Source organism: Streptomyces sp. 2131.1 (assembly GCF_900105515.1).
Classification (GTDB): domain Bacteria; phylum Actinomycetota; class Actinomycetes; order Streptomycetales; family Streptomycetaceae; genus Streptomyces; species Streptomyces drozdowiczii.
The window spans coordinates 4,292,410-4,308,291 of sequence record NZ_FNSY01000001.1; the positions used below are offsets into that span (position 1 = coordinate 4,292,410).

The 15,882-nt window shown below is 72.1% G+C and carries 15 protein-coding genes and 1 riboswitch; all 15 genes read left to right on the forward strand.

Annotated features, from left to right (window positions below):
- The first annotated feature begins 136 nt into the window (after positions 1–136).
- The 15 genes from BLW14_RS19335 (at position 137) to BLW14_RS19405 (ending at position 15,838) form a co-directional block, all read left to right on the forward strand.
- Positions 137–2,224 carry an N-6 DNA methylase gene (locus BLW14_RS19335; protein ID WP_093708498.1) on the forward strand — a complete coding sequence of 696 codons (2,088 nt, stop codon included), beginning with the start codon at positions 137–139 and terminating at the stop codon, positions 2,222–2,224.
- A gap of 122 nt (positions 2,225–2,346) precedes the next feature.
- A complete protein-coding gene (locus tag BLW14_RS19340; RefSeq protein ID WP_093708499.1) occupies positions 2,347–2,961 on the forward strand; it encodes a hypothetical protein in 615 nt (204 codons plus the stop codon).
- The gene (locus tag BLW14_RS19345; protein ID WP_093708500.1) at positions 2,958–4,490 is read left to right on the forward strand and encodes a serine/threonine-protein kinase; all 1,533 of its coding nucleotides are present in this window, start codon (positions 2,958–2,960) and stop codon (positions 4,488–4,490) included. Before BLW14_RS19340 ends, BLW14_RS19345 begins: the two co-directional genes overlap by 4 nt.
- A 123-nt stretch (positions 4,491–4,613) precedes the next feature.
- Positions 4,614–5,579 carry a glycosyltransferase family 2 protein gene (locus tag BLW14_RS19350; RefSeq protein WP_093708501.1) on the forward strand — a complete coding sequence of 322 codons (966 nt, stop codon included), beginning with the start codon at positions 4,614–4,616 and terminating at the stop codon, positions 5,577–5,579.
- Entirely contained in the window at positions 5,576–5,980 is a 405-nt protein-coding gene (locus tag BLW14_RS19355) for a GtrA family protein (RefSeq protein ID WP_093708502.1), read from the forward strand. The genes BLW14_RS19350 and BLW14_RS19355 overlap by 4 nt, the downstream gene beginning before the upstream one ends.
- 101 nt (positions 5,981–6,081) lie before the next feature.
- Positions 6,082–6,528, forward strand: a complete 447-nt coding sequence (locus tag BLW14_RS19360; RefSeq protein ID WP_256332839.1) for a hypothetical protein — start codon at positions 6,082–6,084, stop codon at positions 6,526–6,528.
- A 131-nt stretch (positions 6,529–6,659) separates the two neighbouring features.
- Positions 6,660–7,316 (forward strand): SurA N-terminal domain-containing protein, encoded by a 657-nt coding sequence (locus BLW14_RS19365; protein ID WP_093708504.1) that lies wholly within the window; start codon positions 6,660–6,662, stop codon positions 7,314–7,316.
- Between the two features lie 34 nt (positions 7,317–7,350).
- Positions 7,351–8,325 (forward strand): nucleoside triphosphate pyrophosphohydrolase, encoded by a 975-nt coding sequence (locus BLW14_RS19370; RefSeq protein ID WP_093708505.1) that lies wholly within the window; start codon positions 7,351–7,353, stop codon positions 8,323–8,325.
- A gap of 9 nt (positions 8,326–8,334) precedes the next feature.
- Positions 8,335–9,729: a cytochrome P450 family protein gene (locus BLW14_RS19375; RefSeq protein ID WP_093708506.1), complete on the forward strand. Its 1,395-nt coding sequence runs from the start codon at positions 8,335–8,337 to the stop codon at positions 9,727–9,729.
- Positions 9,730–9,835: 106 nt separating this feature from the next.
- The gene (locus BLW14_RS19380) at positions 9,836–10,924 is read left to right on the forward strand and encodes a LysM peptidoglycan-binding domain-containing protein (RefSeq protein ID WP_093708507.1); all 1,089 of its coding nucleotides are present in this window, start codon (positions 9,836–9,838) and stop codon (positions 10,922–10,924) included.
- Positions 10,925–11,223: 299 nt separating this feature from the next.
- Positions 11,224–11,392: riboswitch (cyclic di-AMP (ydaO/yuaA leader) on the forward strand.
- A gap of 4 nt (positions 11,393–11,396) precedes the next feature.
- On the forward strand, positions 11,397–12,113 hold the full coding sequence (locus BLW14_RS19385; RefSeq protein WP_093708508.1) for a transglycosylase family protein: 717 nt from the start codon (positions 11,397–11,399) through the stop codon (positions 12,111–12,113).
- 298 nt (positions 12,114–12,411) lie between these two features.
- Positions 12,412–13,692 carry a phosphopyruvate hydratase gene (eno, locus tag BLW14_RS19390; protein ID WP_018104074.1) on the forward strand — a complete coding sequence of 427 codons (1,281 nt, stop codon included), beginning with the start codon at positions 12,412–12,414 and terminating at the stop codon, positions 13,690–13,692.
- A 110-nt stretch (positions 13,693–13,802) separates the two neighbouring features.
- Positions 13,803–14,273, forward strand: a complete 471-nt coding sequence (locus BLW14_RS19395; protein ID WP_093708509.1) for an FtsB family cell division protein — start codon at positions 13,803–13,805, stop codon at positions 14,271–14,273.
- A 72-nt stretch (positions 14,274–14,345) separates the two neighbouring features.
- The gene (locus tag BLW14_RS19400; protein ID WP_093708510.1) at positions 14,346–14,900 is read left to right on the forward strand and encodes a DUF501 domain-containing protein; all 555 of its coding nucleotides are present in this window, start codon (positions 14,346–14,348) and stop codon (positions 14,898–14,900) included.
- A complete protein-coding gene (locus BLW14_RS19405) occupies positions 14,897–15,838 on the forward strand; it encodes a Ppx/GppA phosphatase family protein (RefSeq protein WP_093708511.1) in 942 nt (313 codons plus the stop codon). Before BLW14_RS19400 ends, BLW14_RS19405 begins: the two co-directional genes overlap by 4 nt.
- Positions 15,839–15,882: the final 44 nt, after the last annotated feature.

Genomic DNA, 15,882 nt, shown 5'->3' on the forward strand with positions numbered 1-15,882 from the left:
CGCGGTCATCAGAACAAATTCTGTGAACCGAGTCAACCACGAGTTATCTGTGCATGGTTATTTGATGTGTGAACCGTGGGGGTGTGGGTGGGTCGGTATGCTCGCCGACACAGGGGGCCGACCAGGGAGACAGCAAGTGCCGGAGAACGCGACAGAGGTGACCGCCGCCGGGATCGCCCGGCTGGCCGGCGTGGGACGCGCCGCCGTCAGCAACTGGCGCCGCCGGCACGCCGACTTCCCCCAGCCCGTCGGCGGCACCGAGACCAGCCCCTCCTTCGCCCTGCCCGAGGTCGAGCGATGGCTGCGCGACCAGGGCAAGCTCGCCGAGGTACCGCTCCGCGAACGCGTCTGGCAGCAGCTGTCCGGCCACCCGGCCGGCGCCGTCACCGCCCTCGTCCACACCGGCTGCGCCCTGCTCCTTGTGGACCGGAGCCCCGCCGCCTGGCGCGAGATCACCGGAGTCTCCGACGACCGGATGGCCGGCGTGCTCTCCCTCGCGCTGAACGACGCCCTCGCCGACCGCTTCGGGCCCGCCGGCACCGGACGCGCCGTGCACACCCCGGACCGCGCCGAACTCCTGCCCTCCGTACCGCTCCTGCGCGGCGCCGCCGAACTGGCCGCCGAATCCGGCACCCGGGACACGTACGACTTCCTGCTGGGCCGTCAACTCGACGCCAACCCGCGCCAGTACACGCTGACCCCGCCCGGACTCGCCGGGCTGATGGCGGAGCTGGCCGGAACCGGCGGACCCGGCGTGCGCACCGTTCTCGACCCCGCCGCGGGCACCGGCGCCCTGCTGGCCGCCGCCCCCGGACCGGCCGGGCTGTACGGGCAGGAGAGCGACCCCGGACTCGCCGCCGTCACCGCGCTCCGCCTCGCCCTGCGCACCGCGCCCGCCGACTGCGCGGTCGACGTGCGGACCGGGGACACCCTGCGCACCGACGCCTTCCCGGACCTGACCGCCGACGCCGTGCTCTGCCACCCGCCGTTCAACGAGCGCAACTGGGGCCATGACGAACTCGCCTACGACCCGCGCTGGGAGTACGGCTTCCCCGCCCGCACCGAGTCCGAACTCGCCTGGGTGCAGCACGCGCTGGCCCGGCTGCGCGAAGGCGGCACCGCCGTCCTCCTGATGCCGCCCGCCGCCGCCTCCCGCCGCTCCGGCCGCCGCATCCGCGCCGACCTCCTGCGCCGTGGCGCACTGCGCGCCGTCATCGCGCTCCCGGCCGGCGCCGCACCTCCGTACGGCATCCCGCTGCACCTGTGGGTGCTGCGCAGGCCCGGCGCCGAACCGCACCCCACGCCCGCACTGCTGCTGGTCGACACCGCCGAGCCGGCCGAACAGGCCACCGGCGGCGGCCGCGACCGCCTCGACCTCACCGCCCTGCGCCACGCCGTGCTCGACGCCTGGCACGCGTACGACGCCCCCGGCGAGACCCCCGGGAGCGAACAGCGCGAAACGGCCCCCGGCGCCGCCTCCCGCACCGTCCCCGTCATCGAACTCCTCGACGACGACGTCGACCTCGCCCCCGCCCGCCACCTGCCGTCCCCCGCCGCCACCGGCGGACCCGCCGAGCTGGCCGGCGTACGGGAACGGCTGACCCGCACCCTGGGCCTCGCCACCGGGCTCACCCCGCCGCCCCCCGCCCTCACCACCCCCGCGCACCGCCCGCTCACGACCATCGGCGAACTCGCCCGCGCCGGCGCCCTCCAGCTGCGCCACGGCGGCACCGGCACCGGGCACGGCCCCGTCCTCACCGAGCACGACGTGCTCGCGGGCACCGCGCCCTCGGGCAGCCTGCCCGCCGACCAGACCCCCGAGGAGCCGGTGCTCGTCGCGGCCGGCGACGTCGTCGTACCCGTGCTCGGCGGCGTCACCGTCGTCCGCGTCGTCGACGAGAACACCGCCGGCGCCGCCCTCGGCCGCAACCTCCAGCTGCTGCGCCCCGACCCGGACGTCGTCGACCCCTGGTTCCTCGCCGGCTTCCTGCGCGGCACCACCAACAACCGCCAGGCCAGCAGCCACGCCTCCACCGCGACCCGCCTCGACGCACGCCGCCTCCAACTGCCGCGCCTGCCCCTGGCGGAGCAGCGGCGCTACGGCGAACGGTTCCGCGCCCTCGCCGCGTTCGAGGACGCGCTGCGGCTCGCCGGACGCCTCGGCGGACAGCTCGTCCAGGGCCTCTACGACGGACTGACGGACGGTACGGTCACGCCCGAGTGACCGGAACCACAACGGTTGTGCACAACCCCGGGCACTCTGTCGGTGTCGCCCCTTACGCTCGGATCCGCACGCACGCCCGTGTGCGCGCGGACGTTTCACGACCAGGCAATCCAGGAGCAGCCATGTACGCCCCGGGTCTTCCGCCCACGGCGCCGCGCCGGGTCCCCGGCAGGGCCTGGATCGTCTCCATGCGCGTCCTGTTCATCCTGCTCGCGGTCTGCTCCATCGGCATGCTGCTTTGGGCACCGCTGCTCAGGCTGGCGTTCGTCCGCCGCCGCGCCCTCGACTGGTGGATCGCCGGCGCCGGCTTCGTGTTCGTCTGCGTGCTGCTGCCCATCCTCGGAAGGGACGAGCCGAACGTGGAGGCGCACGGCATCGACAACGTGCTGATCCCGCTGCTGCTTCTGGTGCTGGCGGGCGCCTGCGTGCACTACCTCGTCGCCGACGTACGTTTCCACGCCCGCCTGACCGGGAAGGCCGCCGGCTTCCCGCAGCCGGTCCCCGGTTACGGATACCTGACCACCGCGCCCGTCCCGACGCCCCCGTACGGGCAGCCGCAGCACTACCCGCCCCACCAGCAGCAGCCCTACCCGCTTCCCCTCACGCGCTGTCCCCAGCCCGAGGACGCGCGCCCCGCCCCGGACCCCCGGCAGCACCCCGCGCCCCAGCGCATCGACCAGGTCCGCGCCGAGCTCGACGAGCTGAGCGACTACCTCCGCAAGGAGGAGGGCCGGTGAGCGGTCGCCTCATCGGCGGGCGGTACGAGCTGGCCACGATCCTCGGCCAGGGCGGCATGGGCCAGGTCTGGACCGCCTACGACCAGCGCCTGGATCGCCGGGTCGCCGTCAAGCTGCTGCGCCCCGACCGGGTCACCGGACCCATCGGCAGCGAGGCCGCCGACGAACTGCGCCGCCGCTTCGTCCGCGAGTGCCGGGTCACCGCCCAGGTGGACCACCCGGGCCTGGTCACCGTGCACGACGCGGGCAGCGACGGCGACGACCTGTTCCTCGTCATGCAGTACGTGGAGGGCGCCGACCTCGGCGACCACCTCGCCGAGCACGACCCCTACCCGTGGCCCTGGGCCGTCGCGGTCGCCGCGCAGCTGTGCGCCGTCCTCAGCGCCGTGCACGCCGTGCCGATCGTCCACCGCGACCTCAAGCCCCGCAACGTGATGGTCCGTCCGGACGGCACCGTCCTCGTCCTCGACCTGGGCGTCGCCTCCGTCCTCGACACCGACACCACCCGCCTCACGCACACCGGCTCACCCATCGGCTCCCCGGCCTACATGGCCCCCGAGCAGGCGATGGGCGGTGCCGTCGGCCCGTACACCGACCTCTACGCCCTCGGCGTCCTGCTGCACGAACTGCTCAGCGGCGACGTGCCGTTCGCCGGGTCCACCGCCCTCGGCGTGCTCCACCGCCACCTCTACGAACCGCCCGTGCCCGTCCGGCAGATCCGGCCCGACATCCCCGAGGACCTGGAAGCGCTCGTCCTGCGGCTGCTCGCCAAGGACCCGCAGCACCGCCCGGACAGCGCCCAGGAGGTGTACGAACAGCTCGCCCCGCTGCTGCCCGCGCGCGGCTCCCGGCCGCCCTCCGGACCCCTCGACCCCACCCGCCCCTTCCTGCGCCCGCACGCCCCCTGGCCCGACCGCCCCACGGCCCCGCCGCCCGCCAGACCCGCCGCCGCGCCCGCCCGGACGGACGTCGCCGCCGCCGTCGACGAGGTCAAGAAGCTGCTCGGCGAGGGCCGCATCACCCAGGCCGTCGACCTGCTCGGCGGGCTCCTGCCCGTCGCCGCCGAACAGCACGGGCCCGGCTCCCCGGTCGTCCGCATCCTGCGCAAGCAGTACGCCGCGACCCTCATGGACGACGGCCAGTACCGCCGCGCCCTGCCCGAACTGCGCCGGCTCGCCGACGACCGCACGGCCGAGGCCGGCGCCGCCGACCCGCAGACCCTCGGCTACCGCTGCGACGTCGCCCAGTGCCTCGAACAGCTCGGGGAGCCCGCCGCCGCACTCGCCGAGTACCGCGCCGTCCTGCCGTACTACGAGAACCAGTACGCCACCGGCAACGACCCGGCACGCTCGTACGAGATCCGCCACCGCATCGGACAGCTGCTCCTCGCCCTCGGCGACCACGCGGGAGCCCGCGCCCAGCTCCAGGCGCTCCTGTACGACACCGAGCGCACCTACGGCCCCCATCACCCGCAGGCCGTCGAACTGCGCCGGCAACTGGAGCGCCAGATGGAGGTCCGGGGCGGTTGAGTGCGCGGGCTCCGGTTGAGTGCGCGGGCTCCGGGGAAAGCGTCCGGGGCCGTTCACCCGATGGCCGCCCCCCGGCCACACCCGGCTCCGAAGGGCGACACTTCGACCGGTTGATGTACATGGGTGCTGATCTCGCTGGTGGTGCCTTGTTTCAACGAGGAAGAGATCCTCGAACGCTTCCATGAACGCGTCACGGACGAAATGTCCCGCCTCGGCCACGCGTTCGAGGTCGTCTACATCGACGACGGAAGCGCCGACCGGACCCTCCCCCTCATCCAGGAACTGGCCGCCGCCGATCCCCGCGTCCGCTACGTCTCCTTCAGCCGCAACTTCGGCAAGGAGGCCGCCATGCTGGCCGGCCTCCAGCACGCCGAGGGAGATGCGGTCGTCCTGATGGACGCCGACCTCCAGCACCCCCCGGAACTAGTCGGACGCATGCTGCAGGAGCACGCCAAGGGCCACGACCAGGTCATCGCCCGCCGCACCCGCGCAGGCGACCGCGTCACCCGCACCCTCACCGCACGCGCCTACTACTGGCTCATCAACCGCCTCGTCGACGTAGAACTCGTCGACGGAGTCGGCGACTTCCGGCTCCTGTCGCGCCGCGCGGCCGACGCCGTGCTCGCCCTCACCGAGTACAACCGCTTCTCCAAGGGCCTCTTCGCCTGGGTCGGCTTCCCCACCACGACCTTCAGCTACGAGAACGCCGTACGGGAACAGGGCCGCTCCGCCTGGACCTTCGGCAAGCTCCTCAACTACGGCCTGGACGGGCTCCTCTCCTTCAACAACAAACCCCTGCGCGCCGCCCTCTACCTCGGCCTCCTCCTCACCTCACTCGCCCTCGCCTACGCCGCCTGGATCGTCGGCGTCGCCCTCGTACGCGGCGTCGACACCCCCGGCTACGTCACCCTGCTCGTCGTCGTCACCGCACTCGCCGGCGTCCAGATGGTGCTCGCCGGAGTCGTCGGCGAATACGTCGGCCGCATCTACTACGAGGTCAAGCGCCGCCCCCACTTCCTCGTCAAGGACACCAACACCCGCGCCCGCACCCCCGCACCGGAGGAGCCCCGGGAGTTCGTACGCCGATGACCCTCCCCGGACAACTCATACGTTTCGTCCTCGTCGGAGCGGTGAACACCGGGACGTACTACGGCTGCTACCTGCTGCTCCTGCACGTACTGCCCTACCTGGCCGCGCACACCCTCGCCTTCGCGCTCAGCATGACCGGCTCCTTCTTCCTCACCTCGTACGTCACCTACCGCACCCGGCCCACCTGGCGGAAGTTCCTGCTCTTCCCGCTCACCAACGCCGCCAACTTCGTCATCACCACCGGCGGCGTCTACCTCCTGGTCGACCTCGCCGGATTCAGCAGCCGGTACGCACCGCTCGTCGCGGCGGCGGCCGCCATCCCCATCACCTTCGTGATCTCGCGCACGATCATGCTGCGCCCCGACACCCCGCCCCGGAAACGGCCGGAACCCGTGCCCTGAGGCGGCGGCGGGAAAGCCGGGGCGAGTGGGTCACAATGTCCCCGACGCGGGGGAGGGACCTCTTCCGGCCGCATGGACCACACGAGTCACCGAGGGATGCTGTGAACGGAAGACGAAGCCGCGCGCTGATGAAGGCCGTGACGCCGATGCTGGAGCCCGGGGAGCAGATAGTGGCGACCTCCCTGGTGAACCTGAGCGAGATCTCGGTCAAGCGGAACCTGGCGATGGGCGTCGCCGCGGCGGTACTGAGCGGCGGCACGATGATCGCGGCGGCAGCCCCCACCCCGATATACCTGGCGGTCAGCCGCGAGAGGCTCTTCCTCTTCGTCGCCAACCCGGCCTTCGCCAAGCCAGACCGGCACCTGGCCACGTTCCCGCTCCAGGGCCTCACCCGAACCGAGGTCAAGAACCGGGTCCTGAAGAAGTCCTTCGACCTGGTCGACGAGTCCACGGGCAGCGCGCTGCGCCTCTTCTTCCCCGCCCTGGTCAGGAACAACAGCCTGGACATCGTGGCCGGACTCGTCCCCGTCGCGCGAGCCACCGTCTGACCCGGGGCGGCCCGCATCCCCAACTCCTCCCGAATCGTTGGTCGAATCAGTGGCCCGGACCACTTCCACTGCCTAACATCGATCACCGCAAGGCCTTGTGCACCGCCGCACAATCTCCTCGGGAGGCTCCTTTGCACCGCCGCCGTCGCACCGCGCTCACCGTCTCCGCCGCGCTGCTCGCCGCAGCGCCGCTCCTCACCGCCTGCGGCAGCCAGGCCCACCCCGGCGCCGCGGCCGTCGTCGGCGGGGACCGGATCACGGTGTCCACCGTGCAGGCCCAGGTGGCGGACGTACGCGAGGCGCAGGGCTCGTCCCCGCAGGCCGCCCAGCTCACCGACCAGTCCGGCCAGCTCGCCCGTGCCAAGCTGCACGGGCTGATCCTGGACCGCGTCCTCGACCGGGCCGCGGCGGACGCGGGGGTCACCGTGACCCGCGCGGAGATCCAGCAGATGCGGCAGTCGGCCGTCGCGCAGTACCAGGGCGAGAAGGGGCTGCGGCAGGCCGTCCTCCAGGAGCGCTGGCTCGCCCCGGGCCAGATCGACGCCTTCCTGCGCGAGCAGATCCAGATCACCAAGCTCGGCCAGGCCCTCGGCGCCGACCCGTCCACCCCCGAAGGCACCAAGGCCATCGGCGACGCCCTCACCAACGCGTCCAAGGCGCTGAAGGTCGACGTCAACCCCCGCTACGGCACCTGGGACAACAAGCAGATCCAGCTGGGCGACTACAAGGCCCCCTGGATCTCCCAGGTCACCAAGCCCGCCCAGGCGGCCGCCGAGGCCGGGGCCTGACAGCCGCCGCGCGCGGCCGGGTAGATTCGGCGCTGTGAACGCTGAAGACCCCGGCCGCATCGTCCTGCTCACCGCCAGCCACCGGGTCGCGCCCGGACTGCTGTCCTGGCCCGCCTGGCAGGCGCTTCACGCCGCCGACGAGGTGCGCTGCGGTGAGCCGGAACAGCCCCAGCTGCCGTACCTGCGCGAGGCCGGCGTCACCGTCACCCCCGGCGTCCCCGACGCCGAACAGCTCGTCGACGCCTGCGCGGGCGGCCGGACCGTGGTCGTCCTCACCGGCGGCGAGGGCAACCAGCCGCTCACCGACGGCCTGGCCAGGCTGGCCGGCTCCGGGCGGGTCCGGATGCCGGACCTGGAACTGCTCCCGGGCTCGTACGACCTGCCGGGCGCCCGGCTCCTCGACCTCGTCCAGGTCATGGACCGCATCCGCGTCGAGTGCCCGTGGACCTCGCGGAAGACCCACGAGGGCCTCGCCAAGTACGCCATCGAGGAGGCGTACGAACTGGTCGAGGCGATCGAGGACGGCGACCGCGAGGAACTGCGCGAGGAACTGGGCGACGTGCTGCTCCAGGTGGTCTTCCACGCGCGCATCGCGGAAGAGGGCATCCCGGGAAGCGGTGAGGAGCCGTTCTCCGTGGACGACGTCGCCGGCACACTGATCGAGAAGCTGATCCACCGCCACCCGCACGTCTTCGGCGACGAGACCGCCGAGACCCCGGAGGACGTGCACGCCCACTGGCTGCGCACCAAGGCGATCGAGAAGCAGCGTGCGTCGGTCACCGACGGCGTACCCCTCGGCCAGCCCGGCCTGGCACTCGCCGCGAAACTCGCGAGCCGCGCCCGTACCGCCGGACTCGACGTCCCCCTCCCCGAGGGCGACGACATCGGCTACCGCCTCCTCGCCCTCGCGGTACGCGCCCAGGAGGACGGCATCGACCCGGAGGCCGCGCTACGGGCCGCGGGGCGCGCGTACCGGGACGCGATCAGGAAGGCGGAGGGCACCGGATAACGTCGTGGAGTGAACGCCAGCCCCGCCGACCTCCCCGCCGACGCCGCGTCCTGCGTACCCGCGGGCGCGCCCGACGACACCTCCGCCGAAGCCGCCTCCGTACCCGCCGGCTGTCCCGGCCCTACCTCCCCCGCCGCCGCGCCACCCGCGCCGGAGCTCTTCACGTGGGAGTTCGCCACCGACCCGTACCCCGCTTACGCCTGGCTGCGCGAGCACAGCCCCGTGCACCGCACCACGCTGCCCAGCGGGGTCGAGGCATGGCTGGTGACCCGGTACGCGGACGCCCGGCAGGCCCTCGCCGACGCCCGGCTGTCCAAGAACCCGGCGCACCACGCCGAGCCCGCGCACGCCAAGGGGAAGACCGGTATCCCGGGCGAGCGCAAGGCCGAGTTGATGACGCACCTGCTCAACATCGACCCGCCCGACCACACCCGGCTGCGCCGCCTGGTGTCCAAGGCGTTCACGCCCCGGCGCATCGCGCAGTTCGCGCCCCGCGTGCAGGAGCTGACGGACCGGCTCATCGACGGGTTCGTGGAGAAGGGGGAGGCCGACCTGATCCACGAATTCGCCTTCCCGCTCCCCATCTACGCGATCTGCGACCTGCTCGGCGTCCCGCGCGAGGACCAGGACGACTTCCGGGACTGGGCGGGCATGATGATCCGGCACGGCGGCGGGCCGCGCGGCGGGGTGGCCAGGTCCGTGAAGAAGATGCGGGCCTACCTGCTCGAACTCATCCACCGCAAGCGCGAGGACCTCGGCGACGACCTGATCTCGGGGCTGATCCGGGCGAGCGACCATGGCGAGCACCTCACCGAGAACGAGGCCGCAGCCATGGCTTTTATCCTACTGTTCGCCGGTTTTGAAACGACCGTTAACTTGATCGGCAACGGGCTCCACACCCTGCTGTGCCACCCGGTCGAGCGGGAACGGCTCCAGCGGTCCCTGGCGGCGGGGGAGAGCGAGCTGCTGGCGACCGGCATCGAGGAGCTGTTGCGCTACGACGGGCCCGTGGAGCTGGCGACCTGGCGGTTCGCGACCGAGCCGCTGACCATCGGCGGACAGCGCGTCGAAGAGGGCGACCCGGTGCTCGTGGTGCTCGCGGCGGCCGACCGGGACCCCGCGCGGTTCGGCGGACCGGACACGCTGGACCTCTCGCGGCGCGACAATCAGCACCTCGGCTACGGGCACGGCATTCATTACTGTCTGGGAGCACCGCTCGCCCGGCTCGAGGGGCAGTCCGCGCTCGCCACACTTCTGACGCGCCTTCCGGACCTGCGACTTGCGGGCAATCCTGACGATTTGCGCTGGCGCGGCGGGCTCATCATGCGCGGATTGCGCACACTGCCGGTGCAATTCACGCCGGGGGAGCGCATCGGCGAAAGTGACACTCTGTCAACTCTGTGACTTTCACGTGATCTGCGCTGCATCGACTTGTGACTCACGTTCGACTCCCGCTAGGTTCACCGTTCGACTCACCAGTCGCTTGTCAGTCACACGGAAGGCAACTCCCATGGGCTCCGCGAACGGCAGACACCGTCGCCCTCGTCAGGCACCCGCCATCGTCGTCGCCGCCGGCGTCACCGGCTCGGCCATCGCCATCCCGCTGCTCGGCGCGGCAAGCGCACACGCGGCGGACGCGTCGACCTGGGACCGGGTGGCCGAGTGCGAGAGCGGCGGGATCTGGAGCGCTGACCTGGGCAACGGCTTCTACGGCGGCCTCCAGTTCTCGCCCGAGCTGTGGAAGGCGTACGGCGGTGAGGCCTACGCCGAGCGCGCCGACCTCGCCAGCCGCTCGCAGCAGATCGCGGTGGCCGAGCGGGTCCTGGCCGCCAAGGGGCCGAAGGCGTGGCCCAGCTGCGCGGTGATCTCGGGGCTCGGCAAGAGCGCGGGCTCGGCGGACGTCGACCCGGGCGACGAGGGCTCCGGCGAGCCCGCCCGCGGCGCCGACTCGGGCCTGGACGCCGGGCTCGGCACCGACCCGGCGGACGACGCCTCGTCGGACGCGACCGCCACCACCCCCTCGGACGAGGCCACGGACGACGCGGCCGGCGGTACGGCCACGGACAAGGGCGCCGGGAAGAGCACCGGCAAGCACACGGGCGGGGGCGCCGGGAAGGGCGCCGGTGCCTCTCCGTCGGCCGACCCGGCCGCCGATCCCTCCTCCACCCCGTCCGCGGACCCCTCCGGCTCGGCCGACCCGTCGGGCGACGCGCGGGAGACGGGCGGCAAGCACCGGGGCGCCCCGGCCGCCGACGACACCGCCGAGGCGGACGGCGGCCGCGACACGGGCCGGCACGCCTCGCGGGGCGACGGCGAGGCGCGTGACGGTGCGGTGCAGGCGGGCTCCGACACGTACACCGTCCGGCCGGGTGACAACCTGTGGGCCATCGCCGACGCGCAGAACCTGCCCGGCGGCTGGCCCGAGCTGTACGAGGCGAACAAGGCCGAGGTGGGCTCCGACCCGGACCTCATCCTGCCGGGCCAGAACCTCGACCTCGGCCTGTCCGGCACCGAGGGCACCGCGGCCGACACCTCGTCCGGCACCGCGCCGGACGCCCCGGCCGAGGCGCCTGCAGAGACCCCGGCTGACGCACAGTGAGAGCCGCCGATGAGCAGCTGAGAGCCGGCTGAGTTTTGGGTGGTTTAAGAGGCCTGTGTCCCACTTTTGACCGAGTGAGACATGGGTCTCTTTGCGTGAACTGGCGCCCCTTGTCCGTGAGGTCCCGCCGCATCCCTTCCGACCTGCACAAATGAGGGCTCATCGGATGCTCGTACGGGATGATTATCCGGTATGTCCGTCTTTGAATATGAGGGTTGGATGTGATTACGGTCTGAACCGCTCGCACCGCGGGCCCCGTCGACCGTCACGCCGAATCCTGCCGTCGGTCGAAGGGAACAGACGCGAAAGCGCCGTAGGCAGGAGCGGGGGACCCAGGTAGGCGCTGGGCCGGATCGTCGGGAGACGCATCAGGACCGGCTAGGGGTGAAGTCGCGCCAGGAGCGCGGCCGGGCAACTCACTTGGCCCGAACCCGACAGCTCACCTCGCAGGCGTCGGTGAGGAGAAGACTCGATGCTGTTCAACCGCAAGGGCAACAAGCACCGCCGTCCGTCCAAGGCCGTCCGTGTCGCCACGCTGGCCGGTGTCGCCGGTGCAGCCGTCGCCGTCCCGCTGATGGGCGCCACCAACGCCTCGGCCGCCTCCGTCGCCACGTGGGACGCCGTCGCCCAGTGCGAGTCCGGCGGCAACTGGTCGATCAACACCGGCAACGGCTACTACGGCGGGCTGCAGTTCTCCCAGTCCAGCTGGGCCGCCGCCGGCGGTACGCAGTACGCGGCCCGCGCCGACCTGGCCACCAAGGCCCAGCAGATCGCCACCGCCGAGAAGCTCCTCGACATGCAGGGCCCGGGCGCCTGGTCCTGCGCCGGTGCCGGCAACCTGACCAACGACGGTGTCGACCCGGGCGTCGACACCGGCTCCGGCTCCGCGAAGCAGGAGGCCGCCCCCAAGCAGGAGGCCGCCCCGAAGAAGGCCGAGCGCACCGAGGCCCCGGCCACCAACCGCTCCGACCGCTCGGACGCCCCGAAGAAGACGGTCACCACCCCCACCGGCAAGAAGGTCGCCAAGGGTGACGGCGAGTACAAGGTCGTCTCCGGTGACACGCTGAGCAAGATCGCCGCCGAGCACCACGTCAAGGGCGGCTGGGCGCAGCTGTTCAAGCTGAACAAGGACATCGTCGACGACGCCGACCTGATCTACCCGGGTCAGCAGCTCCACCTGACGAAGTAGTCGCGGTCCCTCCTCGCTGACCGCTCGGGCCGCCCCGGCCCGGTGTGCACCTCCCCCCGTGCGCGCCGGGCCGGGGCATGCCGCATCAGGGGCTCCGATACCCCCTTGATCGTTCAACTGTTGTAGTTACCGGCCAGTAAATATCTGGCGTTTCGCCCCGGTGTGCCCGCCTTCGGGCCCTTTTTCGTCCCAGGGGACGGGCGGTCGGCCGACGCAGACGGCCGGGCCGGTTAGGCTCTTGTCGCAAGGCCAAAGTGACCCTGCACAACAAGCGTCATATCCCAGAAGGAGATGCCTCGTGCCGTCCATCGACGTCGTCGTAGCCCGGGAAATCCTCGACTCCCGGGGCAACCCCACGGTCGAGGTCGAGGTCGGCCTCGACGACGGCAGCACCGGTCGTGCTGCTGTTCCGTCCGGCGCCTCCACCGGCGCGTTCGAGGCCATTGAGCTTCGCGACGGCGACCCCAACCGCTACCAGGGCAAGGGCGTCGAGAAGGCCGTCCTCGCCGTGATCGAGCAGATCGGCCCGGAGCTCGTCGGTTATGACGCCACCGAGCAGCGCCTCATCGACCAGGCGATGTTCGACCTGGACGCCACGGAGAACAAGGGCTCGCTCGGCGCCAACGCCATCCTCGGCGTCTCCCTCGCCGTCGCCCACGCCGCCTCCGAGGCCAGCGACCTCCCGCTGTTCCGCTACCTCGGCGGCCCGAACGCGCACCTGCTGCCCGTTCCGATGATGAACATCCTCAACGGCGGTTCGCACGCCGACTCCAACGTGGACATCCAGGAGTTCATGATCGCGCCGATCGGCGCCGAGTCGTTCTCCGAGGCCCTGCGCTGGGGCGCCGAGGTCTACCACACGCTGAAGAAGGTCCTGAAGACCAAGGGCCTGTCCACCGGCCTCGGCGACGAGGGCGGCTTCGCGCCGAACCTGGAGTCCAACCGCGCCGCCCTCGACCTCATCATCGAGGCCATCAAGGAGGCCGGCTACGCCCCGGGCAAGGACATCGCGCTCGCGCTCGACGTCGCCGCGTCCGAGTTCTACAAGGACGGCTCCTACGAGTTCGAGGGCAAGTCCCGCTCGGCCGCCGAGATGACCGAGTACTACGAGGAGCTCGTCTCCGCGTACCCGCTGGTCTCCATCGAGGACCCGCTGTACGAGGACGACTGGGCCGGCTGGAAGGTCATCACCGACAAGCTCGGCGCCAAGGTCCAGATCGTCGGCGACGACCTCTTCGTCACCAACCCGGAGCGCCTGGCCCGCGGCATCGAGGAGGGCTCGGCCAACGCCCTGCTCGTCAAGGTCAACCAGATCGGTTCGCTGACCGAGACCCTGGACGCCGTGGAGCTGGCCCAGCGCAACGGCTTCAAGTGCATGATGTCGCACCGCTCCGGCGAGACCGAGGACGTCACCATCGCCGACCTCGCGGTCGCCGTGAACTGCGGTCAGATCAAGACCGGCGCCCCGGCCCGCTCGGACCGCGTCGCCAAGTACAACCAGCTGCTGCGCATCGAGGAGATCCTCGACGACGCCGCGGTGTACGCGGGCCGCTCGGCGTTCCCGCGCTTCAAGGGCTGACGTGCCCTCGGGGGCTGACGCCCCCTCGGGTACCCCCCGCCTCCGTCCGTCCCCGCGCTCGGTCCCGTACCGTGTGCGGGGACGGACGTGCGTAAAGGGGAGGCGGGAACATGGCCGTGAAGGACCGGGACCGGTTCTCCACCGCGACCCGGCTGCGGCTGCTCGGTGAGCAGACCGCAGCCCGCGTCTACCGGTCCCAGAACCGGCGGCAGGCCCGCCGTTCCCGGCTCACCGGCCGGGCCGCCTTCCTGGCCCTGGTCGTCTGCTCGCTGATCGTCGCCCTCGCGTACCCGATGCGTCAGTACGTGTCGCAGCGCGACGAGATCGCCGACCAGCGGCGGCTGGCGCGGGAGGCCGAGGCGCGCACCGAGGAGCTGCGGGACGAGAAGGCCCGGCTCCAGGACGACGCGTACATCAAGCGGCTGGCCCGCGAGCACCTGCACTACCTTCTCCCGGGGGAGACCGGCTTCACGGTGGTCGACCCCGACGCGGCCGAGGAGCGCGACGGGAAGCAGTCCGGCACGGACCGGCCGTGGCACTCCAACCTGTGGGACGGCGTCGACAGCGCCGACCGCGGCTGACGCCCGTCCCCACCCCCGTACCTCTGCGCAGAACCCGCGGTTCGAGCAGTCCGATCAGATCCCTAGGCAGGCATGGAAACGCCCCCTCCCCAGACCGAGTCCACCGACCCCACCGAGGCGGACATCGCCGCGTTCCAGCAGCAGCTGGGGCGCCCGCCGCGCGGGCTGCGCGCCATCGCGCACCGCTGTCCGTGCGGCAACCCGGACGTGGTCGAGACACAGCCCCGGCTGGAGGACGGCACGCCGTTCCCGACGACGTACTACCTGACGTGCCCGCGTGCCGCGTCCGCGATCGGCACGCTGGAGGCGAACGGGGTCATGAAGGAGATGACCGAGCGTCTGGGCACGGACCCGGAGCTCGCGGCGGCCTACCGGGCGGCGCACGAGGACTACATCACGCGGCGCGACGCCATCGAGGTCCTGGAGGGCTTCCCGAGCGCCGGCGGCATGCCGGACCGGGTGAAGTGCCTGCACGTGCTCGTCGGGCACTCGCTGGCCGCCGGCCCCGGGGTCAACCCGCTGGGCGACGAGGCGATCGCGATGCTTCCGGAGTGGTGGCGCAAGGGGCCGTGCGTGTCGCCGTGCGGCGGGCAGGGTACGGACGAGGGCCGGGGGGCGACGGCATGACGCGTGTGGCCGCCGTCGACTGCGGCACCAACTCGATCCGTCTGCTGGTCGCGGACGCCGACCCCGTTACGGGGGAGCTCGTCGAGTTCGCCCGGCGGATGGAGATCGTCCGGCTGGGGCAGGGCGTCGACCGGACCGGCCGGCTCGCTCCGGAGGCGCTGGAGCGTACGTTCGCCGCCTGCCGGGACTACGCGGCGGTGATCGCGGAGCACGGCGCCGAGAAGGTGCGCTTCGTCGCGACCTCCGCCTCCCGGGACGCGGAGAACAGGGACGACTTCGTGCGCGGGGTGCTGGACATCCTGGGCGTCGAGCCCGAGGTGATCAGCGGTGACCAGGAGGCCGCGTTCTCGTTCGACGGGGCGACCAAGGAGCTGACCGGGCGCGACGACCTGGCGAAGCCGTACCTGGTCGTGGACATCGGCGGCGGCTCCACCGAGTTCGTGGTGGGCGACGACCGGGTGCGGGCCGCCCGGTCCGTGGACATCGGCTGTGTCCGGATGACGGAGCGCCACCTCGTACGCGACGGGGTCGTCAGCGACCCGCCCTCGCCGGAGGGAGCCGAGGCGATCCGCGCGGACGTGGCCGCCGCCCTGGACCTGGCCGAGGAGACCGTGCCGATCACCTTGGCGGCGACGCTCGTGGGCCTCGCGGGGACGGTCACCACGGTGGCCGCCATCGCGCTGGGCCTGGAGGAGTACGACTCCGAGGCGATCCACCACTCCCGCGTCTCGCTGGAGCAGGTCCGGAAGATCACCGCGCGCCTGATGGCCTCGACCCATGCGGAGCGCGCGGCGATCGGTGCCATGCACCCAGGGCGGGTCGACGTGATCGCGTCCGGGGCGCTGATCCTCCAGGCCGTGATGGAGCGGGCCGGGGCGCGCGAGATCGTGGTGAGCGAACACGACATTCTGGACGGAATCGCCTGGTCCCTGGCCTGAGTCCGGGCCGTCGCGGAGTGCTCATGCGTCATCCCGCCCGCACC

What these genes read in the sequence shown, in the direction of transcription:
- BLW14_RS19405 (WP_093708511.1), top strand. Translation starts at nt 14,897, where the DNA reads ATGACGCGTGTGGCCGCCGTCGACTGCGGCACCAACTCGATCCGTCTG.
- BLW14_RS19380 (WP_093708507.1), top strand. Translation starts at nt 9,836, where the DNA reads ATGGGCTCCGCGAACGGCAGACACCGTCGCCCTCGTCAGGCACCCGCC.
- BLW14_RS19385 (WP_093708508.1), top strand. Translation starts at nt 11,397, where the DNA reads ATGCTGTTCAACCGCAAGGGCAACAAGCACCGCCGTCCGTCCAAGGCC.
- BLW14_RS19340 (WP_093708499.1), top strand. Translation starts at nt 2,347, where the DNA reads ATGTACGCCCCGGGTCTTCCGCCCACGGCGCCGCGCCGGGTCCCCGGC.
- BLW14_RS19395 (WP_093708509.1), top strand. Translation starts at nt 13,803, where the DNA reads ATGGCCGTGAAGGACCGGGACCGGTTCTCCACCGCGACCCGGCTGCGG.
- BLW14_RS19355 (WP_093708502.1), top strand. Translation starts at nt 5,576, where the DNA reads ATGACCCTCCCCGGACAACTCATACGTTTCGTCCTCGTCGGAGCGGTG.
- BLW14_RS19400 (WP_093708510.1), top strand. Translation starts at nt 14,346, where the DNA reads ATGGAAACGCCCCCTCCCCAGACCGAGTCCACCGACCCCACCGAGGCG.